The 25874-nt window shown below is 51.1% G+C and carries 20 protein-coding genes and 1 pseudogene; 9 read left to right on the forward strand and 12 right to left on the reverse strand.

Annotated features, from left to right (window positions below; all coding sequences use genetic code 11):
- Positions 1–63: 63 nt before the first annotated feature.
- Positions 64–660, reverse strand: a complete 597-nt coding sequence (locus KO508_RS05795; RefSeq protein WP_216007416.1) for a pyridoxamine 5'-phosphate oxidase family protein — start codon at positions 658–660, stop codon at positions 64–66.
- 93 nt (positions 661–753) lie between these two features.
- Between KO508_RS05795 and KO508_RS05800 the strand changes: the two genes are divergently transcribed.
- Positions 754–2181, forward strand: coding sequence for a PLP-dependent aminotransferase family protein (locus KO508_RS05800; protein WP_216007417.1), 1428 nt, complete (start codon positions 754–756; stop codon positions 2179–2181).
- Positions 2182–2318: 137 nt separating this feature from the next.
- Positions 2319–3461: a cytochrome P450 gene (locus KO508_RS05805; RefSeq protein WP_216007418.1), complete on the forward strand. Its 1143-nt coding sequence runs from the start codon at positions 2319–2321 to the stop codon at positions 3459–3461.
- Between the two features lie 12 nt (positions 3462–3473).
- On the opposite strand, the gene KO508_RS05810 is transcribed toward KO508_RS05805, so the two are convergent.
- A complete protein-coding gene (locus KO508_RS05810; protein WP_354668010.1) occupies positions 3474–3845 on the reverse strand; it encodes a hypothetical protein in 372 nt (123 codons plus the stop codon).
- Positions 3846–4069: 224 nt separating this feature from the next.
- Here KO508_RS05810 and KO508_RS05815 point away from each other — a divergent pair, with 224 nt between their 5' ends.
- Positions 4070–4870 (forward strand): DUF1206 domain-containing protein, encoded by an 801-nt coding sequence (locus KO508_RS05815; protein ID WP_216007419.1) that lies wholly within the window; start codon positions 4070–4072, stop codon positions 4868–4870.
- 27 nt (positions 4871–4897) lie between these two features.
- Here the strand turns inward: KO508_RS05815 and KO508_RS05820 are convergent.
- The 5 genes and pseudogenes from KO508_RS05820 to KO508_RS05840 all read right to left on the reverse strand — a co-directional run bounded on the left by KO508_RS05820 (position 4898) and on the right by KO508_RS05840 (position 12295).
- Positions 4898–6542, reverse strand: a pseudogene (locus KO508_RS05820) (cation:proton antiporter domain-containing protein).
- A gap of 234 nt (positions 6543–6776) precedes the next feature.
- Positions 6777–8069, reverse strand: a complete 1293-nt coding sequence (locus KO508_RS05825) for a diguanylate cyclase domain-containing protein (RefSeq protein WP_216007420.1) — start codon at positions 8067–8069, stop codon at positions 6777–6779.
- A gap of 122 nt (positions 8070–8191) precedes the next feature.
- Complete coding sequence (gene zapE / locus KO508_RS05830; RefSeq protein WP_354668011.1) at positions 8192–9310, reverse strand: cell division protein ZapE; 1119 nt, start codon at positions 9308–9310, stop codon at positions 8192–8194.
- A 117-nt stretch (positions 9311–9427) separates the two neighbouring features.
- Entirely contained in the window at positions 9428–11446 is a 2019-nt protein-coding gene (locus KO508_RS05835; RefSeq protein ID WP_216007422.1) for an oleate hydratase, read from the reverse strand.
- Between the two features lie 213 nt (positions 11447–11659).
- A complete protein-coding gene (locus tag KO508_RS05840; RefSeq protein ID WP_289851834.1) occupies positions 11660–12295 on the reverse strand; it encodes a DsbA family oxidoreductase in 636 nt (211 codons plus the stop codon).
- Between the two features lie 153 nt (positions 12296–12448).
- On the opposite strand from KO508_RS05840, the gene KO508_RS05845 reads away from it, so the two are divergent.
- The 3 genes from KO508_RS05845 to KO508_RS05855 all read left to right on the forward strand — a co-directional run bounded on the left by KO508_RS05845 (position 12449) and on the right by KO508_RS05855 (position 17178).
- Complete coding sequence (locus tag KO508_RS05845; protein ID WP_216007423.1) at positions 12449–15430, forward strand: EAL domain-containing protein; 2982 nt, start codon at positions 12449–12451, stop codon at positions 15428–15430.
- A 94-nt stretch (positions 15431–15524) separates the two neighbouring features.
- Positions 15525–16418, forward strand: coding sequence for a patatin-like phospholipase family protein (locus tag KO508_RS05850; RefSeq protein ID WP_216007424.1), 894 nt, complete (start codon positions 15525–15527; stop codon positions 16416–16418).
- A 91-nt stretch (positions 16419–16509) separates the two neighbouring features.
- Positions 16510–17178 (forward strand): glutathione S-transferase, encoded by a 669-nt coding sequence (locus tag KO508_RS05855; RefSeq protein WP_216007425.1) that lies wholly within the window; start codon positions 16510–16512, stop codon positions 17176–17178.
- A 72-nt stretch (positions 17179–17250) separates the two neighbouring features.
- Here KO508_RS05855 and KO508_RS05860 read toward each other — a convergent pair whose 3' ends face one another.
- Positions 17251–17706, reverse strand: a complete 456-nt coding sequence (locus KO508_RS05860) for a GatB/YqeY domain-containing protein (RefSeq protein WP_216007426.1) — start codon at positions 17704–17706, stop codon at positions 17251–17253.
- Between the two features lie 108 nt (positions 17707–17814).
- Here KO508_RS05860 and KO508_RS05865 point away from each other — a divergent pair, with 108 nt between their 5' ends.
- Entirely contained in the window at positions 17815–18711 is an 897-nt protein-coding gene (locus KO508_RS05865) for a haloalkane dehalogenase (RefSeq protein WP_216007427.1), read from the forward strand.
- 85 nt (positions 18712–18796) lie between these two features.
- On the forward strand, positions 18797–19294 hold the full coding sequence (locus KO508_RS05870; RefSeq protein WP_216007428.1) for a DUF2780 domain-containing protein: 498 nt from the start codon (positions 18797–18799) through the stop codon (positions 19292–19294).
- 62 nt (positions 19295–19356) lie between these two features.
- Here the strand turns inward: KO508_RS05870 and KO508_RS05875 are convergent, their stop codons facing one another.
- From KO508_RS05875 to KO508_RS05890, 4 genes are all read right to left on the reverse strand, one after another.
- Positions 19357–19818 (reverse strand): DUF4112 domain-containing protein, encoded by a 462-nt coding sequence (locus tag KO508_RS05875; protein ID WP_216007429.1) that lies wholly within the window; start codon positions 19816–19818, stop codon positions 19357–19359.
- Positions 19819–19846: 28 nt separating this feature from the next.
- A complete protein-coding gene (locus tag KO508_RS05880; RefSeq protein ID WP_216007430.1) occupies positions 19847–20989 on the reverse strand; it encodes an iron-containing alcohol dehydrogenase in 1143 nt (380 codons plus the stop codon).
- Between the two features lie 95 nt (positions 20990–21084).
- Positions 21085–21978: a DUF4124 domain-containing protein gene (locus tag KO508_RS05885; protein WP_252737943.1), complete on the reverse strand. Its 894-nt coding sequence runs from the start codon at positions 21976–21978 to the stop codon at positions 21085–21087.
- 107 nt (positions 21979–22085) lie between these two features.
- Entirely contained in the window at positions 22086–23864 is a 1779-nt protein-coding gene (locus KO508_RS05890; protein ID WP_216007431.1) for a DEAD/DEAH box helicase, read from the reverse strand.
- Positions 23865–24088: 224 nt separating this feature from the next.
- Between KO508_RS05890 and KO508_RS05895 the strand changes: the two genes are divergently transcribed.
- Positions 24089–25837, forward strand: coding sequence for a sensor domain-containing protein (locus tag KO508_RS05895; protein ID WP_252737944.1), 1749 nt, complete (start codon positions 24089–24091; stop codon positions 25835–25837).
- The last annotated feature ends 37 nt before the right edge of the window (positions 25838–25874 follow it).

The following is a 25874-nucleotide window of genomic DNA, read 5'->3' on the forward strand; positions in this document are numbered from 1 at the left end:
GACGGCCATCTTTTAGCATGCTTGCAACTTAGGTTATATAGCGGATTAGAGAAATACTGAAACCTACACCGCTTGCGTACCATGCCACACAGGCAAAGCCATATCTTCCGGTTCCTCGTTAGGGCCGCCGGTTCGGCTTTTGAACGCTCCTTCTTCAATAGGCACACGAAACAGCGCGGTGACTTTACGCTCTTTAGCATTGGGCGCGCGAACCTGATCCCAGCGTCCTGGCGAAAGCTGGTTGATAATGGCCTTGAACGCTTCATCAAAGGCAGTCGCATCCAGCACTCGCTGGGCCTTGCCGAACAACACCAGTGATGAGTAATTTGCGCTGTGGTGATAGGCCGATTTACTCATTACCCACTCTTCCGTTACCGCAAACGAGATACACAACTGCGCACCGGCTTCCAACTGTTTGCACACACGACCACCGTTCAAGCTATGCAGATAAAGATCATCCCCCAGGCGCCAGGCCGTAAGCGGAATAATTCTGGGCTCGCCCTCCTCTACAAACCCAACGTGGGCCGTTTTTAACCGGTCAATCAGGGCATAGGCGTCAGTGCGTTCATAGCTTGCGCGTTTAGCGGCCCGTTTCACCTGACTGCGCGGGCAGCAGGAAAGAGAAGACATTGCAGCGGGGTCGATTTCCTTCAAAGACATCATAGTTTCCTTTCGTTAAGTACCCCGCTATTAAAGAAAACATCTGATACCATCAAAAGATCCAGATTATGATTTTCAATAGGACCAGACAAAATGATTAACGATATTCGTTTGGACTCCGCCACTCCGCTGCAACAACAACTGTACCGGCAGCTGTCCCAACGCATCATTAACCAGCGCTACCTGCCTGGCAGCCAACTGCCATCCAGCAGGCAACTGGCAACCGATCTTGGGGTGAGCAGAAATACCGTAAATGCGGTTTACGACCAGCTTAAAGCAGAAGGCTTTCTGCTAAGCCGTCCGGGCAAAGGCGTATTCGTCAACGAGGATATCCGCGCCAGCCTGAACAAGCCGGACCAAGCGCCCTCGCACGCGCCAAATAATGCTGAGCCACTGCCACCACTACCCAGTGTGCCAAGGCACAGCATGCGGCTAGGGGAAGACGCCAACCTGCCCTTTCAGCCCGGCCTGCCAGACCTGGATGCCTTCCCGATCCGCAGCTGGAACCGGATCCTACATCATCAGGAAAGCCGCAGACTGATCAGAGGATACGACTGCATTCAAGGCTACCAACCCCTAAGGAAAGCCGTTGCAGAATATGCACGGGAGTCTCGCGGGGTGCGCTGCCACGAGCATCAAATCATCATTACCAACGGTGCACAGCAGGCATTGTCTCTGATTGCAGATGTGCTGCTTAAAACTGGTGACCAAGTATTCTGCGAGAACCCGGGTTATCGTGGCGCTCGTTATGCGCTCGGGCGTTATGGCAACCCAATACTGCCCGTGCCGTTGAAAGATCAGGTGTTGGATGTGGATGCACTTGCGGGTATGGGTCTTGCCAAACTGTTGTTCTGCACCCCCACACACCAATATCCCATGGGTGGAATTCTGGATATTGCACAGCGTATGGCACTGGTTCAATGGGCACAGCGTAATCAAACCTGGATCATTGAAGACGACTACGACAGCGAATTCCATTTTCACAACAAACCCTTTGCCGCTATTCAGGGGTTATTCGATAACACGCCCGTTCTCTATGTAGGAAGCTTCAGTAAAACCCTTCTTCCCGGTCTCAGAGTTGGTTATCTGGTTGTGCCCGAACCCATGGTGGAGGCATTCCTGTGGGCCAAGCGGGTTACCGGCGGTGAAACGCCACTGCTCACTCAGGCGACCATCGCTGAGTTCATCGTAAGTGGGCAGTTCACCCGCCACCTGCGGCGCATGAGGCAGCTCTATAAGGAGAAATGGAGCTACTTCCAAAAGCTTGTGTTAGAGCAATTGGGCGGGCTGGCTACTCCGGTGGCGGAGAGTGCCGGGATGCATCTGGTTCTGGAGGGCGACTTCGACGACGCAGGCATCAGCCAAAAGCTCAGAGCGAAAGGGTTTGGCAGCACACCCTTGAGTGTTCATTTTATCGGGGAGGAAATACGAAACGGTCTGGTGATGGGCTTTGCCAGCGCCAGCACCCAAGAGATCAAAGCCGGGGTACTGGCACTGAAGTCGCTCCTGCAAGAACCGTGATGGTTTAGGCCGTTAACTCACGCAGGTCTCCAGCAATCACAGCAACGTTTGACAGCTCTTGTTCTTTCGCATTTTTGATTTCGGCAATTGCGGGTATGCTGGTTAGGCAAGCTATTGTTGATGGAAAAGGAGTCACTATGACAGACCACATGCCGGATGATTTGTCCGCAGCTGGCCGTGATTTGAGGGCCTACACTGATGAGTTGCGCCCCAAACATCCTGTCGTGCGAAATACTAAGGGCGAGTGGGTACTGCTCCGGCATGCCGACGTTCTAGCTGCAGCTCTGGACCATGAGCGATTTTCCAGTCACGTCTCACGCTACCTCCAGGTTCCTAATGGATTAGATGGCGAGGAGCACACCCGCTACCGCAAGGTTATTGAAAAGTACCTTACCCGTGAAGCACTAGAACCCTTCATTCCCGTTTTCAAGCGTGTTGCTTCGCAGCTGATGGCGGAGCTCCCTAAGGGCAAAGTACTCGATGCCGTTAGCGACATAGGCGCTGTATTTGCCGTTCGCGCCCAGTGTGCCTGGCTGGGTTGGCCTGACGAGCTGGAGCCACAGCTGTTGGCATGGATGCAAGAAAACCATGCCGCCACCCGCTCTGGCGACAACGCCCAGATGGCAGATGTTGCCGAGCAGTTTGATGAAATTATTCGTTCGATTATCCGGCCGCGCCGTTCAGTCGGTAATAAGGCGCCCGACGATCTAACTACAAAACTGTGTCGCGAGACGGTGAATGGGCAGCCATTAACAGAGGCGGAGTTGGTCTCAATTCTACGCAACTGGACGGGGGGTGATTTGGGCTCGATCGCACTTTGTGTTGGTGTACTCATCGCTCATATAGCCCAGCACCCCGAGTTGGCGGTGAAGATGCGAGCGGCTTCAAACAATGAAGTGGAAGCGGCCATCAATGAAATATTGCGCCTAGATAACCCATTTGTCTCCAATCGACGTGTAACGACTTGCCCTCTTCACATCGGTGGCCGCGATATCCCCAGTGGCGCAAAGGTAAAGTTGAATTGGACCTCCGCCAACCGCGATGAAACCGTCTTCGACAACACTCGGTTTGATCCGCAAGGCAACGCCGCGGCAAACCTGCTCTACGGTGCGGGTAAACACGCCTGCCCGGGCCGTCTGCTGGCCACATGGGAGCTCAGGATTGCATTACAGACTATGCTCACTTCACTTCAAACAATTGAACTGGCAGCAGATCAACCGCTAGAGCGTGAAGTAGCGCCGGTGGGCGGGTATCACCGGGTGCCGGTAGTGCTAAGGTGAGGAGCGCTAAGGTTATGGAGCCTGCACAAGGCAGTTAATCAAGGTAATCGAAACATCCCGAAAAACCGCTTCGGAGGCCACAACGCTCGGGAAGCGGTCATACACTCCGCGCCGGCAGGTTGAGGTGCGTGTCTGTGCGTACTCAACACAACTCGCTTGGGCTTTTTCGCTCCGGTCGGAGGCCTGTTCACAGAACGAGGGGATCTGGGTGACCACCCAGTCCACAGTTGTGCTGAGCTTTACGGGATTATTCTGAAGGTTGGTAAAGCGGCCTGCGTCAACCAGTTGGGGCGGCTCGCGGGTTTGATCCCAAAAAACGTAAAGCAACGCAACCAATACGAGGGCAACCGTAACAGCTGGGAATTTTATTCGATTTTCAAACACGCTCTATCACCGCCGCAGCAGGTTTAATCAAGCTAATCATTGGGCCAGTCATGGGTTACCACTAAGTTTGATTTTGCCAAGTGAATGCAAAGATTACGCAAACATCTTCTGGGATAGTAGACTGAACGCAACAACCATAAAAGGCGTGATCATGATAAAAGTACCTCTCATTTGCTGCCGCCTAAAACACGTCTACCAAGTTGCATTTGCAACTGTTAGCGACAATGGCTCCTGAAAACCTACTCACTCTCGTCGCCCGCCTTGGCTATGCATCCAGAGGCATTGTCTACTTATTGATCGGCGGTCTTGCTACATTGGCGGCGGTTGATCAGGGCGGTAAAACCACCGGTAGCAAGGGGGCGCTAGCGCAATTATTAACGGCGCCCATGGGCAATGTGCTGTTGGGCACCTTAGCACTGGGCCTCATAAGTTATGCGTTATGGCGGTGCGTGCAAGCATTCACAGATACCGACCACCACGGAAAAAGCCCGAAGGGTCTTACAATTCGGGCCAGCTTAGCTATAAGCGCTGTCACCCACACGCTTCTTGCCGTATTCGCAATTAAGTTGATTTTTACGCTGGGCGGCAACGACTCAAGTGGCGGCTCCGCAGGCACCGCGAGCTGGCTAATGGCACAGCCTTATGGGCGGTGGTTAGTTGGAGCAGTTGGTGCAGTGATGATCTCCGCAGGTATGGCTCATGGTGTTAAAGGCGCAAAAGCACAGTTTGACCGTCACTTTGACATGCCACGTAACACTCAACGCTGGGCCTACCCTGTATGCCGATTCGGGCTAATGTCTCGCGGCTTGGTGTTCATGGCCACTGGCACGTTTTTTCTTATGGCTGCTTATCACCTCAACCCTGAAGAAGCCGGCGGCATAGCAGAGGTGTTCGATACGTTTCGCCAACAACCCTTCGGAACGCCACTGATGGCACTGGTCGCTGTCGGACTGTTCGCATTTGGCTCTTACAGCATACTGGAGGCATTTTACCGCCGCGTAAACCCAGCATCCGAGCTTAAATAACTCAGAGCTTGCTATCGGCAGGGGCACTCACTTTTCCGGCGGAACCCAAATTGGAACATCCTCTGGCTTGGGTTCATTCCAGTCCCGGTGCATAGAACTGCTTAGTGATTCTTCAAGCTTCATGAACAGCTCGCCATAGCGCGGGCTAAACTTAATGCCTTGCTCAATCTCCTTCCAAGCTTCGAATAACTCCGCCTCGTGGGCCTTCTCGTTTTGCACAAACGCCCAGGTCATTTACTTCGCTCGCATCGGGTGCACACCCATAGCCGTTAACGCATGGCCACCCAGTTCCAGAGCGGAATGGTAGGTCTCGCTCATAACATCGTCGGCACCCGCCTCCCTAAGCTGGTAGCTGTGGCCACGGTCAAAGGCGCGAGCCAGCACCCAAACACCCGGGAAAAACTTTTTCACATGCTCCACCATCTTTACCGAGCGGTCCCGATCATCAATCGCCACAACTAACAAGCGGGCCTTTTCGATGCCTGCTTTTTCCAACAGGTCGGGGCGGCTGGCATCGCCAAAAAAGCTCTTGATGTTGATTTGGCGAACGTTTTCGATCTGTTCGAGTTCGTGGTCTAGCACAACAATAGGAATATTGTTCGCCCTTAGTAAGCGGCAAATTATCTGCCCAAACCGTCCTACCCCAGCCACAATAACTGGGCCTTGCTCATCAATGATGTCGGCGTCTCGCTCATCGTTCTTCGAGCGCCGATAGCGGGGCAATACAACCCGGTCGTAAACAATAAACAGTAGAGGCGTGAGGAACATGGAGAGCGCAACAACCAACGATAGAATCTGAGCGATTTCCGACGAAATCACATGGCTCTGAACGCTGTAGGTGAGTAACACAAAACCGAATTCGCCTGCCTGCGCCAAACCCAGCGTAAATAGCCAGCCGTTGCTGCTACGAATACCAAACAATCGGGCCAGACCCAGCAAAATCAAAGCCTTTACTGCAATCACGGCTAAACCCAGCGAAACAACAACGCTCCACTCAGCCACCAACACCTCGAAGTTGATGCCTGCGCCCACGGTGATAAAAAATAGGCCGAGCAACAAACCCTTGAACGGCTCAATGTTGGCTTCTAGTTCATGCCTGAATTCACTGTTGGCCAAAACCACACCGGCCAAAAAAGCACCCAACGCTGGGGAAAGATTCACCACACTCATCAGGGCAGCAATACCAATCACCAGCATCAACGCTGTGGCCGTGAACACCTCCCGTAGTCCCGACTTCACCACATAGCGGAACAGCGGTCGGCTCAGGTAATAACCGCCAACAATAACCGCAGCGACCGCACCCACCACTACCAAAGCATGAGCCCAGCCCGGTAGACCAGCAACAAGGCTAAGCCCTGCATCGGCAGGTGACTCAGCACCGCTACCACCCTTTAAGCCCGGCAACGCCAAGAGTGGAATCAAGGCGAGCATAGGGATAACTGCGATGTCCTGAAATAGCAGCACAGAAAAGACATTCCGCCATCACAACACCGAATTCGGCGAAGTGCTGAATAGTGCTGGCTTCCTGCCCAACAAGCCCCATGACTGGCCCGATCATAACGCCAGCGACTAGATAACCCAGCACGGAGCCCAAACCAAAGCGCTTCGCCAATGGCACTGCAATCACCGCAGCCGCGAGATAAATGAACGCCTGAATGAAATAGGTAGTCATATAAACCAGAGCTCGATAGATGTTGGGGAAGGCCATAAGTACATTATCTGCAACCAAGAGCACAAGCCGCGTTTGTAGTCAGATCCGGTTCAGCGAAAACGCAATAATGTGAAGATCACTAATTGCCTAAGGATCACAAGGACGACGCCACAACCCAGAACTAAAGTGGGATAAGCTCATGATGTACTTTGCTTACGAGATCGGCCGCGCGTTGGTGATTGGTTTTGGTTAGGATTAATCAGTTGAAAAAAAGCGGATATTGTTCGTACCCGAACTTTTGGCTGCATACATCGCCGTATCGGCATTTCTTATTAAATCAACAGATGTGTGTCCACCAGCAGGATACGTGGCAATGCCAATGGACACTCCTATCTGAAGCTGGTCGCCAAGAATCTCTACTGGCTCATTAATCGAGCTAACAATGCGGTTCGCCACTTGGGTGATTTCATCCTTTCCCTGCGGATTATTAAGAATGAAGATGAATTCGTCGCCACCTACGCGGGCCACTGTGTCCGATCTACGCACCAGCGCCAGAAGCCGTTTCGCCACATTTTTTAATAGATCGTCTCCAACATAATGCCCCAACTGGTCATTAACCCGCTTAAACCCATCAAGATCCAGAAACATCAGTGCAAAGTGAGTCTGATCCCGTTTGGAATGTAGTAGCTGCTGGTCAATCCGATCCATCAACAGCGTGCGATTCGGTAAGTCGGTCAAAGCGTCGTGAAATGCCAGATGCTTAATATGCTCATCTTTACGCCAAAGCGCCGTAATATCACTGAACACTGATACGTAACGCTCTGGCATGCCAGAGTCATCAGGCACCATGTTGATTGTCATACGTTGTAAATAGAGCTCTCCGTCTTTACGACGATTCCAGATCTCCCCATGCCAACGGCCACAGGCCTCTATCTCTTCCCACATAGCGGCATAAAATGGCTGATCATGCTGCTTGGATTGCAGAATGCGAGGGGTTTGTCCGACAGCCTCATCAGCTGTGTAGCCCGTAATTTCAGTAAAGCCAGGGTTAACCGATAGGATCGTCCCGCAGGTATCGGTGATCAGCACACCATCAAGTGTGTTCTCAAAAACACGCGCAGCTAGTTTGAGTTTCGCCTCAATTTCCTTGAGAACGGTTACTTCATTGGCGTGAATGGAGAAGCCTCTGACCATACCATCAGCATCCACATCCGGAATGTAGTGCCCGATGATATGCCCAACGCTTCCATCTGCTTTGTTTAGTGTGCGCTCAAAGCGCTGATACTCTCCTGCCAAAGCCCCGAGAATATGAGGCTCATTCAGTTCAAACAGTTCCTCGCTCACCAAATCCTGAAACCGCATTCCTATAATTTTCTCGGGCGGTGTCCTAAACCATTGACTGTATGCTGCATTGGCGAAGCGACAGCGTAAATCTCTGCCCCAATATCCCATCATATTTGGCGCATCATCTATGATGGTTCTAATGAGCTGGTCGTTCCCTAAACTGACCGCATGTTCCTTTTGCCCTTTATCTTTTTTTATACTCATGAGCCATTACTGGGCATAGTGTTCGAGCTCCGGGGATGAATCCTTGGCGATAACACGCTCGATGTGAGCTACAAATTTAGCACAATCTCGGGAATTCTTAATGTAAATAGCATGCACCAAGGCTAGTGACCTGTTTGGCCAAAGCGCTGCAACTGCATCTCCTGCAAGCGGCTCAAAGTGCGGCGGAAGGGAAAAGTCAGTGCGCCCACACTGTAGAGTTCACTCAACGGCACCGCAGCGTCGAGATAAAGTGGAATCCCACGGTCGTAACATTCATCCACCAGGGCAATAAAGCGGCGCGCGCCATCATCTAAGTGGGTCAATGCTGGTAACTGGCGATCTCCGGCCTCAACTCGAGTCACTCCATCTTCAGTGCCACGAGCGATGGCTTTTTGCTGCCCACCTCCGGCGAGCTGAGGAACTTCACTCAAAAACACATAGATAAAGCGATCACAAAGTTCTATAAAGTCCTGCGCCGCAAGCTTCTGCTCACATAATTCTTCATAGCGGCACCAAAGCGCGAGTTTGCTACGTTGGACTACCCTGATATCACTGTGGCCCAAGCGAAGGGGCTCACTGTTTACCTGCTCATCCTCGCAAAGCAACTCCCCAAATACGGCTTCCAGCGCCTGCGGCTGGTCAACCCAATAACGCTGCTGGCGCTCGCCAGAGTGAAGCCGGTGATCCTGGCCACCATCCACACTCACTACCTGCATATACTGTTTCAGAGCATCAATAGCAGGCAGTAGTCGTTCGCGATTAAAGCCGTCTTTGTACAAGTCATCCGGTGGCTGATTAGACGTGGTCACCAGAACCAAGCCCTGAGCGAACAGCTGCTGAAAAAAGCCACCAAGCAACACGGCATCACCAATGTCACTGACGAACAACTCATCCAAACACAGCACCCGTGCTTCAGACGCCAACTCTCGCGCAAGCAAACCGAGCGAGTCTTCCTGCCCGGTTAACTGAAACAGCCGCCGGTGCACCCAACGCATAAAATGATGAAAGTGCTGCCGACGCGCTGGCACGGTAAGCGACTGGTGAAAACGGTCCATCAACCAGGTTTTGCCACGACCAACAGGCCCCCAAAGATAGACACCCTTAATATCTGACTGCCCGGTTCGAAGTTGTTCGTAGCAGCGCTGCAAACACGTGGCCGCATGCTGTTGGGCGGGGTCGTCTTCAAAGCCGGAAGCTAGCGCGGCTTGATAGGCTTCGTAGGGAGGAAGTGAGCTAGTCACAGAGTTACTCGACACCATAGGAGGGTTCAATGACTATTTAAACATACTACAAGTTAATGCTCGATTTCAGAACTGGAACCACCCGCCAGGGTCTGGCGGGTGATTACCTGAATGCTCTTAGAGACGGTCGCGAAATTTGCCTAGCGCACTCTGGAGCCAGCCCTTGGCGTCGTCTAGCGTATGGTTGTCTTCGAGAAGACCGCGCACAGCCTGAAGCTGCTGTTCAAACAACCCCGGCTGTGGTTTTCCGCCCGCACTTCCGTCCGGATCACGCGGCAGTATATGCTGAAAATAGGTACCGCCAAGAATCCATTGCAGCAACCCTTCACCCGGGAAAGGTTCATCATTGTTTAAGGTGCGAGTGGCCTGAAGCAAGCGGCGAATATCGTACTGACCAGGGTAAATATCTGGTACCTGCTTCGCAATGTTGAGCAGACTGTACACGCCAATCCGGGCGGTTCGCACTGAACTTTCCAACGTGAAGACCACATCGTTATGGGTTTCAACAAACTGCCCCATAAACGCCAAGTTGGTGCAACCTTCAGGGACTACCTGAGGCCGGTCACCCTGTGCTCGCGGCATGAATTGCGCGGTAATATAGGGCATCAGTGCAATTCGAGTCTTTGTGGCTGCAAGAATTTCATCCAGATGATCCAGTAACCCCAAGTGATAACACATCTCCGCAAGTATCTCGGCCCCGGTACACTCTGGCATGGGCTTGGGAACATAATCGCCAGGTTTGTCCATGAGCAGGGCATAAACCCATAAAACAATCACATCATCGGGTTGGTCAGGAAAATGTGGCTGACGGTTGCAGGTAAAGCTCATGAGCCAAGCAGAATCAGTGAACGTAACAATCCCTCCCGTTGCAGTGAAACCAGAATAGGGATCGTTGACGGACAGCTCCTTCAGCTTATCCATCAAAGGCGAGGGCTTGCAGGTCAACGTTACGGATTCCCAAGTCGAGCGCGGGATGTTGCCGCAGAACTTATCCGGGCGCCCAAACACCTCAGATTGCTCTGCGAGATTCCTCCAGAGCTGCCAGCCAGAGCCCGACTCAGCGCGGTCTTTGTCTATAAGCTCGGGCGCAGTGTCATCGTCACCGTATGCGGTGTCTTCGGTCATAGAGCCCGTTGTCACAAATACCAAATCGGTCTCGCTCACTTGAAGCGTTTTTTCACCCTCCTCACTCTGGCACTGGATTCCAGTAACGGTTCGACTACCAGCGCGTGTAACCATCTCAAGATTCTTCACAATGGTGCCATACTCGGTATGCACGCCCTGATCTTTCAACCAGCCCATGAGAGGGCGAACAAAGCTGTCGTACTGGTTGTATTTCGGAAAGACCAGCGATGTCATATCGTTGAGTCCGTCCATTAGGTGAAGAAAGCGGTGCATGTAGAGCTTCATCTCCAACACCGAATGCCAGTTCTGGAAAGCGAACATGGTTCGCCAAAACATATAGAAATTGCTGTTGAGAAATCCTTCGCTGAACCATTCTTCTACAGTGACATCATCCAAGTCTTCCTTGCGTGCCAGCAACAACTTCACTATTTCAAGCTGTTGCAAGCGTGTCAGCCCCATGGTCGAAAAGTCCTTAACCTGACCCTGTTTTTCCAACAACCGAGCTTTCGATGAGTTCTTGTCCGCATCGTTCACAATGCGGTACTCGTCTAACACCGTAAAAGGCTTGGGCAATTCCAACGCCGGTATTTCCGAGAACACGTCCCAGAAATTCTGATAGGTCATCTCCATTTCCCGACCACCGCGAACAAGATAGCCTTCTTCAGCATTTCCGGAACCGTCCAACGAGCCCCCTTCAACAGGCTGCTCTTCTAGAAAGACAATATTCTCTGCTGGCATGTGGCCATCGCGGATAAGAAAAAATGCAGCAGACAACCCTGCAATACCACTGCCAATGATAAATGCTCTGCGGTCCGCAATACCCTCGGTAGGCAACGGACGATTGTTAACATAGCTGCCATGAAGGTCCGCTGGCGGCAAAGATGTATCAATGCCGTTATGCAAGTGCTGTGCAGAGGCGTCTGGCGTCACACTGACATTCTTTGCACGCAGCGCGTCAATATGGGCGTCGAGAGGCGATTTTAAGGCTTTACTGGCTTTTGGGTTAGGCATTGCAGGTTCTCCTTGACGAACGACGACTTAACCAAGTCTAAACCAAGTTCTAAGGTTGCTAATGATATGCATCAAACTAATTGCACGTGCCTGCAATTAACAATCATTCTGGCTTCGAGAAATGAATCACAGCAAACCACCCAAACCAAAACCACTTCCGGCGAAGGGTGTCTCGTTGAAGGCGACCTTCATCACGTGGTGTTAAGATCTTTTTTAATCAGACTCTGCCATCTCCTGCAACGCTTGCACCAAAGTATCGGGCTCCTGAGCGCCGGAAATAAGATACTTCCCGTTAACAATAAATGCTGGAACAGCTGAGACGCCCGCCTTCTGATAAGTAGCCTCATCCTTGCGCACGGCAACAGCGTATTGGTCTGAATTCAGCACATCCCGGGCCTTTTTCACATCCAACCCAAGGGCGTCAACACACTCGAGGAGAACATCGTGCTCGGCCACGTTCTCAGCCCTGCCAAAATAGGCTTCAAACAATGCGTGCTTCAACTCCGTTTGGCATCCCTGCTCACCCGCCCATTTTACCAACCGGTGGGCATCAAAGGTATTACAGACAAGTCGCTCCTGAATCTTTTCAAAATTCAAGCCAAGCCCCTTTGCGATCGTCATCATCTGATCTTGAGTTACGCGCAGCTCTTCCTCGCTCCGGCCATATTTGCGCGCCAGAGCTGGCAAAATAGGCTCACCATCTCCGCTTTTATCCGGGTTTAACTCAAATGCATGCCACTGAACTGTAAATTCATAATTTGTCGACAACTGCTCCATTGCGAGCTTTAAACGAGCGTAGCCAATGGCACACCAAGGGCAAGCAATGTCGGAAACGATATCAATATGCATTTTATTCATCATAGGCCCTGCCATCTGTCAAATTCGTGGGAAACACCTGAACCATAAACAGGCTTCCCTCGTAATTTACTTGTACTTTGCACAAAAAGATCCAACACTCTTAAGGTAAAGATCAATCAATTTCGAGCCACAGCGAGCAGCATCGTGACGTCATCTTCTAACAGCGAGGCCGATCACGCAAAACCAAGCTCAGGCGCTGATCACGAAGCGTCTGCGGCTGCGCGCACTCAAAGACTGGCCCTAGTGGACCGTGCTCTGAGCGAAATGAACCAAGCCATCATCCGAACACGTCACGAAGATGAATTACTTCCTTTGGTGTGCCAAATTGCCAGCGATGTCTGCGGCATCCGTTTCAGGTGGATTGGGATTGCAGACCTGAAAGATCACTCCCTACTGGCAACTGCCCAATTTCCCGTTAAGCGGGGTGGCCAGCCTTTTGGCGTATTGTCGGCTTACCACGAGGATGAGGGCTTTTTTGACAGTGAGATGACCGCCCGTCTCAATGAACTGGCTCTCAACATTACCTTCGCATTCGACAGCTTTGATCGAGAGAGCGAACGCCGCAACGCATTGGAAGCGCTGCACTCCAGCGAGCAACACTTCCGAGCCTATTTCGAGCGATCCATGTTTGGCATGGCCGCGTTCAGTCCAGCGAAAAGCTGGATAGAAGTCAATCAAGCACTGTGCAGCATGCTCGGTTATACAGCGAAAGAGCTCATGGCAACAACATGGGCAGATGTAGTCCACCCTGATGACTTGGAGCTCAGTCACACAAACTATAGAAAACTCATTGACGGAATTGTTGATGAGATTTCCGTTGAAAAACGGTTTATCAAAAAATCCGGGGATTTTCTCGACACCCATTTAGCTGTGCGTGCAATTCGATTTCCTGACGGCAGTTTCGATTATGCAGTAGCGCTGGTCGAAGACATTTCCTCCCGCAAAATGGCCGCACGGCGCGAGCAAATGCGACGACAAACACTGGAAAAAGTCGCGAGAGGTGGTTCGCTAGAAGAGGTTATGTTGCAGGTTATCGAGTCTGTCGAATCCATCTACTCCAACTCCATGTGTTCCATTCTCATTATGGACGATGAAGGGAAACACCTTCTTTGTGGCGCAGCGCCCAGCTTACCCAGCTTTTTCACCGAAGCCATCAACGGCGTGAGCATTGGCCTGGGTGTTGGCTCCTGTGGCACCTCAGCCTTTACCCGAAAGCGCACTGTTGTAGAAGACATAGCGTCCCATCCTTACTGGGAGAACTTTAAAGACCTTGCCGCCGAGGCGGGTCTCGGCTCTTGCTGGTCGGAGCCTATACATGCTGCGTCTGGTAAGGTGCTGGGCACCTTCGCGATCTACCGCAAGGAGCCCTGTGCTCCAGACACGCAAGAAATCGCACTGATTGAGAGCGCCGCCAATCTTGTTGGGATCGCCATTGAGCGGGCACATGCACAGGAAGAACTCCATCTTGCATCTTCCATCTACCGCAACAGCTCAGAAACCGTGATGGTGACTGACACCCACAACCGTATCGTTGCAATCAACCCCGCCTTTACGAAGGTCACCGGTTATACGCTTGAAGACACGCGTGGCAAAGACCCCTCTATTCTCCACTCCGGCCGCCACAACGCCGAGTTTTTTAAGGCGATCTGGCAAGATGTGACTCAGCAGGGGTTTTGGCAGGGCGAGGTGTGGAATCGCCGCAAAAATGGCGAGGCCTTTCCTTCGTGGCTCACCATTAACGTTATTCGCAATAAAAACGGTGATGTTCAGAGGCATGTGGTTATTGGCTCCGACATCAGTGGTAAGGTGCGCTCGGACGAACTGATTTGGCGCCAAGCAAACTACGACTTCCTGACCAACTTACCAAACCGGTATATGTTTCAAGATCGCTTGGAGCAAGAAATTCGCAAGTCGCTGCGTCACAACTCATTGCTAGCGCTGTTGTTTATTGACCTCGACCACTTTAAAGATGTTAACGACACACTTGGGCATCCAGTTGGCGACCAACTGTTGGTGGAAGCGGCCGTTAGAATTAGCAGTTGTGTGAGGGACTCAGATACGGTCGCTCGCATGAGTGGCGATGAGTTCACCGTTATTCTCCCCAGACTTGCAAACACACTCGACGGTGAGAAGGTAGCCGAGCAGATCATCCATGTGCTGGCAAAACCCTACATTATTAATAATGAAACGATTTATGTTCAGGCCAGCGCTGGCATCAGTTTCTGCCCACAGGACGCCGCAGAGGCATTTCAGTTAATCAGTAACGCCGATCAGGCTATGTACGCCGCGAAGACATCGGGGCGAAACCGCCTTGCTTACTTTACCCAATCACTACACGATGAAGCTCAGAATCGCCTAAAACTGATGCATGATATGCATTTTGCCGTCGAGAATCGCCAGTTTGAACTCCACTTCCAACCCATTATTGATTTTGCGAGCGGGCACGTCAGCAAAGCCGAAGCCTTGATACGCTGGAATCATCCGGAGCGCGGAATGATCAGCCCGGCCGAGTTTATTCCTCTAGCGGAAGAGTCTGGGTTAATCGTCAAAATTGGTGACTGGGTATTTAGAGAGGCTGCCGCTCAGGCAAAACGCTGGTGTGAGCTGTATGATATCGGGCTACAGATATCAGTGAATGTTTCGCCTGTGCAATTTCAAAGTGATGCGTTGAGCATCGAAGACTGGCTGCATCACCTGAATGAGATTGGGTTGGATGCGAATCACCTGAGTATCGAAATCACCGAAGGGCTGCTTCTGAATGCCAGTGATGACGTCAAAGAAAAGCTGCTCAGGTTCCGGGATGCAGGCATTCAGGTTGCCATTGACGACTTTGGCGTGGGCTATTCTGCGCTGTCTTATCTCAAGCGATTCGATATCGACTACCTCAAAATTGACCAGTCTTTTATTCAGAATCTCGAAACAAACCAGAACGACCTAGTGCTTTCTGAAGCCATTGTGATGATGGCTCACAGGCTTGGTCTTAACGTTATCGCTGAGGGCGTAGAAACTCAGGCTCAGCGACATCTACTTTTGGAAATCGGCTGTGATCACGGCCAAGGATACTTCTTCTCCCGTCCTCTGCCCGCTGCAGCGTTTGAAGAGTTCTTGGTAAAACCGGTCGCCTAAAACTTCAAAATGCGGAACAGAGAGCCCTGCCAAACCTGTTAGAATCGGCCCTAACGTTTCCTCCCTGAACTAAAGTCCTAACAGGCCGTTATGCATGAAACTCAACCCCTTTAATACCCGTATTGGTCTTGCCCTTGGGGGCGGTGCAGCCAAAGGTATTGCTCACATCGGTGTTTTGAAGGCGTTTGAGGAAGAGCAGATACGAATTCACTGCATTTCGGGCACCAGCGTAGGGGCATTGGTCGCCAGTTATTACGCTTTCGGCCGCCCGGTGGAGTCTATCCTTTCCATTGGCTCCGCTCTAAATCTATCCAAGATTCTCAACTTTACCTTTGAGCGTGGCGGCCTGTTCAGCACTCAAGCCATTCGAGACATGATTCACAGGGATCTGGGGGATTGTCGAATCGAAGATGCCTGCATTTCTCTGGCTATTTGCGCCACAGATATCGAAACCGGCGAGCAATTGATATTTAGGGAAGGGAATCTTGCAGACGCCGTCTGTGCATCCATGGCCGTACCCGGCTTGTTCGTACCGGTGGAGGTGGGTGGCCGGACTCTGGTAGATGGCGGTCTGGTTGAAAATGTCCCCATCTCCCCGCTGGCCGAAATGGGCGCCGGCATCACTGTGGCCGTTGACCTGAGCCATGTAAGCCGATACCAAAAACCCGAAGATACCTTTGATGTCATCAGCAATGCCATCAACATCGCTATCGATTTTAATACCCGGAAGCAGCTAAAAAGCGCAGATATTGTAGTACCGCTGGATTTGAGCCGGTATAGCCTCACCAACAACGCCAAGTCTGTGCAGGAGCTATACATGGAAGGCTATCACCCAATGATGAAGAAGATTCAACGTGTGCTCTGGTACAAACGGGCAAACGTTATTATGTATCTTTTCAAAGCCGCCAAAAAACTTCTGCCCCTCAAGGTGCCAGAGATTATCGAAGACTTGAAAAGTCATGTTTTCGACCGCCGGCATCGGAGCTGACGACTTAAATCACAATCGCAGTGAACCAAAAAGCGATTTGCAGACTACTCTATAATCCCTACTCGTTTTTTGATGCGAACGGAGCTTCTGCATGATTACAGTTCATCACCTCAACAATTCTCGCTCTCAACGTGTCCTCTGGATGCTGGAAGAGCTGGGAGTGCCCTACGAGATTCAGCATTACGAGCGTGACGCCAAAACCATGCTTGCACCCGCAAGTCTTAAAAAAATACACCCACTGGGCAAATCACCCGTGATCACGGACGGCGATCTGGTAGTGGCAGAGTCTGGCGCTATTATCGAATACCTTGCCCACACCTACGGTAAAGATACTATGTTGCCAGAGGCTGGGGGGCAGGCGTGGCTGGATTACACCTACTGGCTACACTACGCCGAAGGTTCGTTGATGCCTCCGTTGGTAATGCGGTTAGTGTTTGAAAAGGTGAAAACCAGCCCGATGCCGTTTTTTATCAAGCCCGTAGCGAAAGGCATTGCCGATAAAACCAATGAAGTGTTTATCGGCCCCATGATCAAAACACACTTAGATTTTGTTGAGTCGCATTTGGCAAAAAACACCTGGTTTCTTGGAGACAAACTCAGCGCTGCGGATATACAGATGAGCTTTCCGCTAGAAGCCTCAGTGGCTCGCGGTATCGTAGGCAAGAATCGGCCTAACATCACAGAATGGGTAAAACGGGTACACGCCAGACCTACATACCAAAAAGCGCTTGAGAAGGGCGGAGACTACGATTTCGCCTGAGAGCTTACTATCTATTTAAGATGAACAAAGGGAGGCAAGCGCCTCCCTTTGACTTTTCTGCATAAAGCTACATCAACCTGCCAACGCAGCACGCACCTTCTTGCTTAGATGCCCCATATCAACACGGCCTAGCACTTGAGGGCGCAGCTCGTTCATCACATTGCCCATGTCCTGCATTCCCTTGGCATCGGTTGAGCTAAGTGCCATACGAATCAGGCTATCCAGATCGTCCTCTGTAAGAGCGGCTGGCATGAATTCTTCAATGATCACCATTTCTGCTCGCTCTTTGTCGCCCAACTCTTCACGACCGGCATCATCGTATTGAGTGGCAGCATCGCGACGCTGCTTGAGCATTTTATCCAATACTTTCAGGACATCCTCATCACTCAGCTCGCGGCGCTCGTCAATCTCGATCTGCTTAATGGCAGCCTGAGCCATGCGCAAAGTGACAAGACGGAGTTTATCCTTACTGCGCATCGCGTCTTTTACCGCGCTGGTCAGTTGCTCTTTGAGTGTTAGTTCAGACATTATCTGTCTCCTACTCTATGGATTAAGACCGGTAAGTTTGCATGATGCACAAGGGTAGATCTATAGGAAAATCGGCCACACACAATACTGAACAACAAGGCAACGATTATGGATTTCGTCAGAACCCCCGACGCACGTTTCGAGCGTCTACTCGACTATCCCTTTGAACCGCATTATGAAGATGTCGATAACTTACGGATGCACTATGTGGATGAAGGGCCAGCCGATGCCAGCCCGATACTCATGCTACACGGTGAGCCCTCTTGGTCTTACCTCTATCGCCATATGATCCCCATATGCGCGGCGGCTGGCCATCGAGTGATTGCGCCGGACCTTATCGGCTTTGGCAAGTCTGACAAACCCACCGCTGCGGAAGATTACAGCTATCAACAACATATGGAGTGGATGCAGCAGTTCATCGACAAGCTCGAACTGAACAACATGACACTTGTATGTCAGGACTGGGGCTCACTACTGGGCTTGCGGCTCGCTGCCGAAAACCCAGAGCGCTTTCGTGCCATTGTGGTCGGTAACGGGATGCTACCCACCGGAGACCAAAAAACGCCACCCGCTTTCAATATCTGGAAAAACTTTGCGTTACACAGCCCCTGGTTCCCCATTGCCCGAATTATCAACGCTGGATCATTCCGCAAACTGGGCCCTGACGAACTGAGAGCTTACGACGCCCCCTTTCCCAGCAAAAAACACAAAGCTGGCGCCCGTGCGTTTCCACGTTTAGTGCCTGTACGCCCAGATGACCCAGCGAGTGAGGCCAACCGCGAGGCATGGGCGGTTCTGGAACGCTGGAACAAACCGTTTCTCACGCTATTCAGTAATGGCGATCCAATCACTCGTGGCGGTGCCGCCTATATGCAAAAACGAATTCCGGGCGCCAAGGGCCAGCCGCACGCAACTCTGAAAGGCGGCCACTTCTTGCAAGAAGATTCGCCAGTGGCCTTTGCCCGGGGGATTAATGATCTGCTTGCCTCGGAGTCAGAAAATTAATCTATCTAAGAGTGCGACACTTTAATTTTGCCTCACGCCCCCAATATATAGAAAGATATTTAGCCCCACACCTCAGGACATGACAATGAACGAGATTCTCAAGAAGTTCCTTTTTGTCTCAAGCATTTACCTTCTAGCCCCTACCGCTGGTGCTTTTAATCTTGACGAAGCCATCGCCAGTGGTACCCAAGCGCTCTCTTCTGCAACAGAGGTCAGTGGCGAAGCCCAGCAGCTTTTAGGGCAGCTTGAGAACGACCTCGGCGTAACCGAAACACAAGCAGCGGGCGGTACCGGCGCACTGTTGCAATTGGCTAAGAGCCAGCTGGGCGCAGATACGATGAACACAGTAAAATCCAAAGCCCCGGGCCTTTCTGGCTTGCTGGGTGCCGATAACAGCATGGGATCAAGCCTGTTATCCAACATCTCATCTATGGATGGTGTCCAGTCCGCATTTTCAGCTTTGGGAATGGATAGCGCCATGATCCAACAATTTGTGCCGATTGTGATGGGCTTTTTGGGCGATCAAGGAGTGGGATCCGCACTGCTAGGTCAGCTTCAAGGTCTTTGGGCGCCGGCTAGCTGAGTAGCAACCTTGAGCCACTTGAAGGCACTCTGAGGGGAGTCGTGAACGGCTCCTTAAAGGTATCAACTTTCAAAAACAAACATCAAACCAGCAGTAACAACTCCAAAAAAGATGGATAGCCCGATTAAGACCTTCCACGGAAAGGGTGGCGTAGGTGGTTCATCGGCGAGCTGTTCTTCCAAGTAGTTTCTCAGTAACCTCGTATTGCGAATATTGGCCTTAAAAACGGCATCAAAAGCGTCCCCCACTACGGGAATCAGGCCACCGAGAAAATCGACGCCCATGTTGCGCAACATGCGCAGCTTCACCTTCTTGCTGGCCCCCGCACGTTGAGCTTCAATCAACACATAACTCGCCAATACCAGCCCTACAGCGTCGCCTACAACCGGTAGCAGGCCTATAACGGCCTCTGCACCAATTTTAAATGGCGTAAAGGGGATACTAATGCTGTTGTCGGTAAATCGGCTGAACTTATCCAGCCGCTTAAGTATCGCCCGCTGCCGGGCCTCGGTTGGCTTAGTCATTTCAGGCCTCTGGAGCGGCGACGTTTAATCAAAACGATTGGCGCATAATGTTTTCTATGGTTTCTGTCGACAATACAACCGGGTTCGCCTTCATGGAAGAAGAGCTCGCAGCTGCCTGCGAAGCTAAAACAATGTGATCGTCCGTCACCCCAATCGAAGCAAGCCCGGGTAGGCCATTTTGTGCAATCCATTCACGGAACTGCGGCAGAGCCTGATCAGAGCATGTTTCAAACACCTCAGCAATCCAGCCAATCACCTGATCAACACGGGCCTTTTGATTCGCATCGACCACGTGATCACGGTTTGCTGCTATGCCCGCCGGCAACAAAGCACCGCATATTGCACCGTGGGGCGCACCACACAATCCGCCCAGCGGCCCGGCAATGCCATGCACAACCCCCAGTCCCGAGTTCGCAAGCGCGAGACCACCAAATAGACTCACCTGAGCTAGAGCGTCACGTGCCTCTGTGGATTCTTCCGCCATCAATTGTTTTAACGCATGAAGGCCTTTGGGAATAGCCTCTTTACACAGCATGTCCGTGAATAGGTTTGAGCGCGACGAGAGATAAGGCTCTATAACCTGAGTAACGGCATCCAGCCCGGAATGTAAGCTGACCTCTCGGGGGCAGTTATCAGTGAGTGCCGGATCTACCACGGCTAAATCAGGAAGTAATTGGTTATCTCTGAGGCTGACCTTGCGCTGTACTTCCACCACATCGATAACCGCATTTCGAGTCACTTCCGCCCCTGTGCCCGCGGTGGTTGGCACAAGAACTAGCGGCAAGCGCCTCGCCGATAATGGTAACCCGCTACCGACAACCTCCAAATGACTCATCAAATCCGTCTGGCTTGGCAGCATGGCTGCGAGCACTTTGGCTGAGTCCATTACAGAGCCACCGCCAATACCAATCACTAGATCAATACCCAAGGATTTACCCTGATCAATAGCCGCCATCAGCGCTTTGAGATCTGGCTCCTTCTCAACGGACAAGGTCTGGGCAATATCAACACCCTTGAGTGACTCGAACACCCCGGAAAGCCGGTCTGGATTTTTACCGTGCACAATCAGTACGCGCCTACCCAGATTTGCTACCCGCTCGTTCAGTTGAGCTATCACTCCCCGCCCGAACAGGATCTCAGTTGGGGTTACCAAGCTAAATGTGCTTAACATAAACCAGGATCGTCCTTAGGGTTTAAAAGATGCTTTCACTCTACGCCACCGAGGCAAGCCCATGCACGTTCAGAGCCAATAAAGTAACAGCCAGACTACAGCCTGATACTCTCTCTACCTTGGCCATGCAGCCAGCGCCCCCAGTCCAAACTCAACATGGAGACACCACCGATGTAATTATCATCAACAAGATAATACGACAGTGTGCGATCCCCCCTATTAAAATGGTGCATTAGCCGCACCAAGAAGTTGCGGCTGGTCGATTTGGAGAGCAGGAAGTAAATGAACTGACCAGCCTGAGCTCTTAAGCTCCCTTTCCCAGACGCGTCTGAATGCAGCCACTTATCGCTGGATAGCTTCAAAAACTGATCGATTCCCTGCAATCGGCCCAACTCACGGGCTTGAGCGACAACCCATTGATTTTCTCGGTGTCGCTTGAAATACAGGCCCGACCCGTCGCGTTCCAGCATTTCCATCTGCTCGGCAAGGCCTTCGTTTAACCAAGCTGGCGCATAAGGAACTATGGTATCGATGATTGCGTGACTCACCTCATGCTTAATCGTTTTAAAGGTGAGCCTTCTGTTTTTCTGCATATAGACGACGATCTGATTTTCGGAAGGTATGTACAAGCCATAAGACGCAACCGCCTTACCTCGATTATTGCGGATCAGGTAATTCCGATATTCTGCCCTACCCTTAAAAATCAGAATATTGACGGGCACCGTCCGGTACATATCAAAGGACATTACACGATCAAAAAACTCGTAGACATTGTTCGTGCCGTCAACAATTTGCTGGTTTTCCTCGTCGGTCAGCTCTAAGTCAACGGCATTAATATCGATATTAAATCGCGACCATTTCGACACGCTGGGCTTCACGTTAACAATCTGCTGCTCAACCTTGTAGTCTTTTCGGTCGCTGAAGTGAACTTTTCCGTCACCGTCTACCCATTTATAAATCTCTGCATCAACTGTGTTTGCAGCAGTCATAAACAGCGAAAAAAAAACGATTGAATGTATGGCCTTCCTTAACTCTATAATCACTTAGTTTTACCTGTTGGAGAGTGCTTTTGAGCAGACTTATTACTCAACAGCGCTTACGTTTCATGCGCCTTACGATAGCTGCCCTGATAATCAAAAATCCGCTCCTGTACTTGCCAATAATGCTTCTGCTTCCGAGCAATCACAAAGTCCGGCGCTGACAACAAGGCCTGAACCTCAAGCACCTCTTCAACTCGGCCGAACTCCTGAGGAGTCTGGCTGTTGGCAAAACGCCGCCCAAACAGCCTATTGAAAACATGGCGCTGGGCCGGTTTGCTGAAATCAAACGTCTCGTTTAGCTCTTCGCCGTCTTCGCTGTGATAAGTGACCTTCAGTTTCCTGCCATTGGCGCCCACAGTCAGTCCTGCACAGCGGATTACCATGGCATCCTTCAATTTCAGGGCATCTCTTAGCTGATCATCCGGGTCGATAATAGCCTTATTACACTGATGACACATGCGGGCGGCAATATCATTCTCGGCATTGCAGTGGGGGCACTCTTTGAAACGAAAGCGGTAATCGCACTGTTCGGGGCGCCCGTCCCGCTCAGTCAGCTCATTGCCTACAGCAAGTTCCAAAATGCCCTGACAACGGCGACCGTAGTGTTCAACCACCTGCCCTTCATCATCGGTTGTGCCCCAAAAGATATTGGCAAACCCACAGACTGGACAAAATACCTGCACCGGCTCGCTATCCGGGTTTGGTTTCTTCTCCCCCACCTCAGGGTGGTGCAGATTCACGTTATTTCCCGCGTAATCAATCACCAGACAATCCTGCTTACCTTCATCCAAGCGAAGGCCTCGCCCCACAATTTGCTGATACAGGCTCACTGACTGGGTTGGGCGTAGAATGGCAATAAAATCCACGTGGGGCGCATCAAAGCCTGTAGTAAGTACCGACACATTCACCAAATATCTTAACTCTCGCTGTTTAAAGCGCTGAATCAGCAAATCCCGCTCATTCTGATCAGTAGCGCCTGTAATTAAGGCGGTGTGGTGTTCCGGCAAATAACCGGTGATCTCCTTCGCATGGTCCACCGTTGCCGCAAAGATCATCACCGCCTTGCGCTCAACCGCAAGCTCCACTACTTGCTCAATTATGGCTCGGGTTACACGCGGATGTTTGCTCAACAGTTGGTTTACATCTTTTTCCGTGTATTCACCGAACTGATTCCGAGGTAGCGCGGAGAAATCGTATTGCGCGACAGCTGCATCGACCAACTCGGGCTTTGTGAGATACCCCCGGTTGATCATATAACTCAATGGCAGTTCGTAGATGCAATGCACAAAGGGCTTTTCCTGCTCGTCATCAGAGCCGCGAACAAATCCCCGGTAGTGATAGCGATAAATCCAGCCCATAGCCAAACGATAGGGTGTGGCGGTTAGCCCGAGTACTTTAAGGGAATCATTCTGTTGCCGCAGGAGCTCAATAATTCTTTGATACTGACTGTTTTCATCACCACTAACCCGATGGCACTCATCGATGATGAGTAGCGAATATTCGTCTCTGAACCAATCCAGATTGGCCGATACAGACTGGACACTCGCGAAGGTCACCTGATGCTGGTTTTCCTTGCGCTTCAACCCGGCGGAAAAAACGCTGGCCGTTAACCCATAGCTCTGGTATTTCGCATGATTCTGCTCAACAAGCTCTTTAACGTGGGTCAACACCAGAATCTTGCGGCGAGCAAGACGAGCCAACTCAGCAATGACCAAGCTTTTACCTGCACCGGTCGGCAACACGATTACCGCAGACTGATCCGTTTTTCGAAAGTGCCTCAAGGTGGCATCTACGGCTTCTTGTTGGTATGGGCGCAGCTTGAAAGGAGGAGGCATGGTGCAGTGTTTAATCGGTTTCGGTGTAGAGCGCGATCATACTAAAGGTTGCGAATACGCGCACCAGATTCTCACCCGAGAAGATCCAGCCAGAACCCTTGGGCGTAAAACTAATACTCGGGCTTGCTGGGCGATCATGGAAATACCTTCTACACTGACATGTACACTCCCAGCATAGACTTCCTACTCTACGATTTTGAGGCGAGGTGTTCAGGGGATAAGGAATGTCAAAAACCAACGATACGAATATGCCGGTTTCATCAGATAATCGCCAAACAGGCGGGTCACGTGATAGTGGTGACAGCGGACAGAAATTCCACGAACTGATTGAAAGCCTGCCGATGGTTGCGGTTCAGGGGTATAACAAGGATCGACAGGTTATATATTGGAATGAAGCCAGTAGACGTCTTTACGGATACACCCGGGAGGAGGCGTACGGTCAATTACTGGAAGACCTTATTATTCCAGACACTATGCGTGACAGCCTCATCACAGCGCACAAAAACTGGTTGACGAACAATGTCAGCATCCCTGCTGACGAAATTGAGCTAAAGCACAAGCACGGCCACCTTGTTCCTGTTTACTCCAGCCACGTAATGATCAAGCAGAACACGGGCGAGTGCGAAATGTTCTGTATTGATATCAGTTTGGAGGAACAGAAGAAGGCGAACGAAAAGCTCAGCCAGATGGCTAATTTTGACGATTTAACCCATTTGCCCAACCGACGAATGCTCGAAATCGAGCTATCTGCGAGACTTGCCAAAGCAGAGCGAGGGTCACAAAGTGATCTAGCGGTCGTTTTTATCGATCTGGATAACTTCAAACTGATCAACGATACCCTCGGGCATCACCATGGCGATGAATTACTGCGAGTAGTTGCAGAAGGATTGCAAAAAGAAATCCGAACCTGTGATTTTATAAGCAGATTTGGTGGTGATGAGTTTGTTTTGTTGCTCACCGACTTCAATGATTTTGCAGGTATAAACGAGCTTCTTCAGCGGCTAACTTGCGTACTTGATCAGGGTTTTGTTCTGAACGGTGTTTGTTACCCCGTAACAGCGAGCTTTGGTGTCAGCCTATTCCCGGACAATGGCACCACCGTAACCGAATTGATGGGGAACGCAGATGCCGCAATGTATCAGGCGAAAGACAACGGCAGAAACAGCATCTGTTTTTACACCTCGGACATCAATGACCAGTTATTCCATTATCAAGAGGTGACAACACTGCTACGCAACGCGTTAGCAACCAATGGTCTACAACTCTATTATCAGCCGCAAATTGACCTTAAATCCCGGAAAGTGCGTTCCTGTGAGGCGCTATTAAGATGCTTTGATAAGAATTTTGGCCCCATATCTCCTGCTGAATTTATCCCTGTAGCAGAAAAATCAGGGCTGATTAACGATATCGGAGACTGGGTGATTGAAGAGGCTTGTAAGCAGCTACAGGCCTGGCAAGGCACCAAACTCGAAACCCTTCGGGTCGACATTAACTTGTCGGGCAAACAGTTGACCAAACCGCATCTGGCAGAACAAATTCTCTCCAGCCTACAGAAATATCACCTACGCCCCTCTCAGCTGGGTATAGAGCTTACTGAAAATGAAGTTATTGGTGGAGACAATGGACAAATAAGGCAACTGGAAACATTAAAACAAGCGGGTGTGCATATTTCCATTGACGATTTCGGCACCGGCTATTCGTCTCTGGTGTACCTCCGCAAGCTTCCAATATGCAGCCTTAAAATTGACAGAGCATTTCTGCACCATGCTATGGAGAATGACTGCGATATGGCCATCATGGAAGCCATCATCACAGTGGGCCACCGCCTTGGGTTGGCAGTGCTTGTTGAAGGTGTAGAGACGTTGGAACAAGATCGCATAGTGAGCGAACGGGGCTGCGACTTAGCTCAGGGATTTTTCTACGCGAGACCAATGCCCGCAGCTGATATGCTAGCTTTTCAGGTTGAGGTTTGAGCCCAATCACTGGTTGGGTGGGAATGTCCTCAGCTTA

It is taken from the genome of Marinobacter salexigens (genome assembly GCF_018860765.1).
GTDB classification, from domain to species: Bacteria; Pseudomonadota; Gammaproteobacteria; order Pseudomonadales; family Oleiphilaceae; genus Marinobacter; species Marinobacter salexigens_A.

What these genes read in the sequence shown, in the direction of transcription:
- KO508_RS05875 (WP_216007429.1), bottom strand. Translation starts at nt 19,818, where the DNA reads ATGACTAAGCCAACCGAGGCCCGGCAGCGGGCGATACTTAAGCGGCTG.
- KO508_RS05890 (WP_216007431.1), bottom strand. Translation starts at nt 23,864, where the DNA reads ATGCCTCCTCCTTTCAAGCTGCGCCCATACCAACAAGAAGCCGTAGAT.
- KO508_RS05795 (WP_216007416.1), bottom strand. Translation starts at nt 660, where the DNA reads ATGTCTTTGAAGGAAATCGACCCCGCTGCAATGTCTTCTCTTTCCTGC.
- KO508_RS05825 (WP_216007420.1), bottom strand. Translation starts at nt 8,069, where the DNA reads ATGAGTATAAAAAAAGATAAAGGGCAAAAGGAACATGCGGTCAGTTTA.
- KO508_RS05840 (WP_289851834.1), bottom strand. Translation starts at nt 12,295, where the DNA reads ATGCATATTGATATCGTTTCCGACATTGCTTGCCCTTGGTGTGCCATT.
- KO508_RS05800 (WP_216007417.1), top strand. Translation starts at nt 754, where the DNA reads ATGATTAACGATATTCGTTTGGACTCCGCCACTCCGCTGCAACAACAA.
- KO508_RS05870 (WP_216007428.1), top strand. Translation starts at nt 18,797, where the DNA reads ATGAACGAGATTCTCAAGAAGTTCCTTTTTGTCTCAAGCATTTACCTT.
- KO508_RS05860 (WP_216007426.1), bottom strand. Translation starts at nt 17,706, where the DNA reads ATGTCTGAACTAACACTCAAAGAGCAACTGACCAGCGCGGTAAAAGAC.
- KO508_RS05880 (WP_216007430.1), bottom strand. Translation starts at nt 20,989, where the DNA reads ATGTTAAGCACATTTAGCTTGGTAACCCCAACTGAGATCCTGTTCGGG.
- KO508_RS05835 (WP_216007422.1), bottom strand. Translation starts at nt 11,446, where the DNA reads ATGCCTAACCCAAAAGCCAGTAAAGCCTTAAAATCGCCTCTCGACGCC.
- KO508_RS05805 (WP_216007418.1), top strand. Translation starts at nt 2,319, where the DNA reads ATGACAGACCACATGCCGGATGATTTGTCCGCAGCTGGCCGTGATTTG.
- KO508_RS05885 (WP_252737943.1), bottom strand. Translation starts at nt 21,978, where the DNA reads ATGACTGCTGCAAACACAGTTGATGCAGAGATTTATAAATGGGTAGAC.
- KO508_RS05865 (WP_216007427.1), top strand. Translation starts at nt 17,815, where the DNA reads ATGGATTTCGTCAGAACCCCCGACGCACGTTTCGAGCGTCTACTCGAC.
- KO508_RS05850 (WP_216007424.1), top strand. Translation starts at nt 15,525, where the DNA reads ATGAAACTCAACCCCTTTAATACCCGTATTGGTCTTGCCCTTGGGGGC.
- KO508_RS05895 (WP_252737944.1), top strand. Translation starts at nt 24,089, where the DNA reads ATGTCAAAAACCAACGATACGAATATGCCGGTTTCATCAGATAATCGC.
- KO508_RS05855 (WP_216007425.1), top strand. Translation starts at nt 16,510, where the DNA reads ATGATTACAGTTCATCACCTCAACAATTCTCGCTCTCAACGTGTCCTC.
- KO508_RS05815 (WP_216007419.1), top strand. Translation starts at nt 4,070, where the DNA reads ATGGCTCCTGAAAACCTACTCACTCTCGTCGCCCGCCTTGGCTATGCA.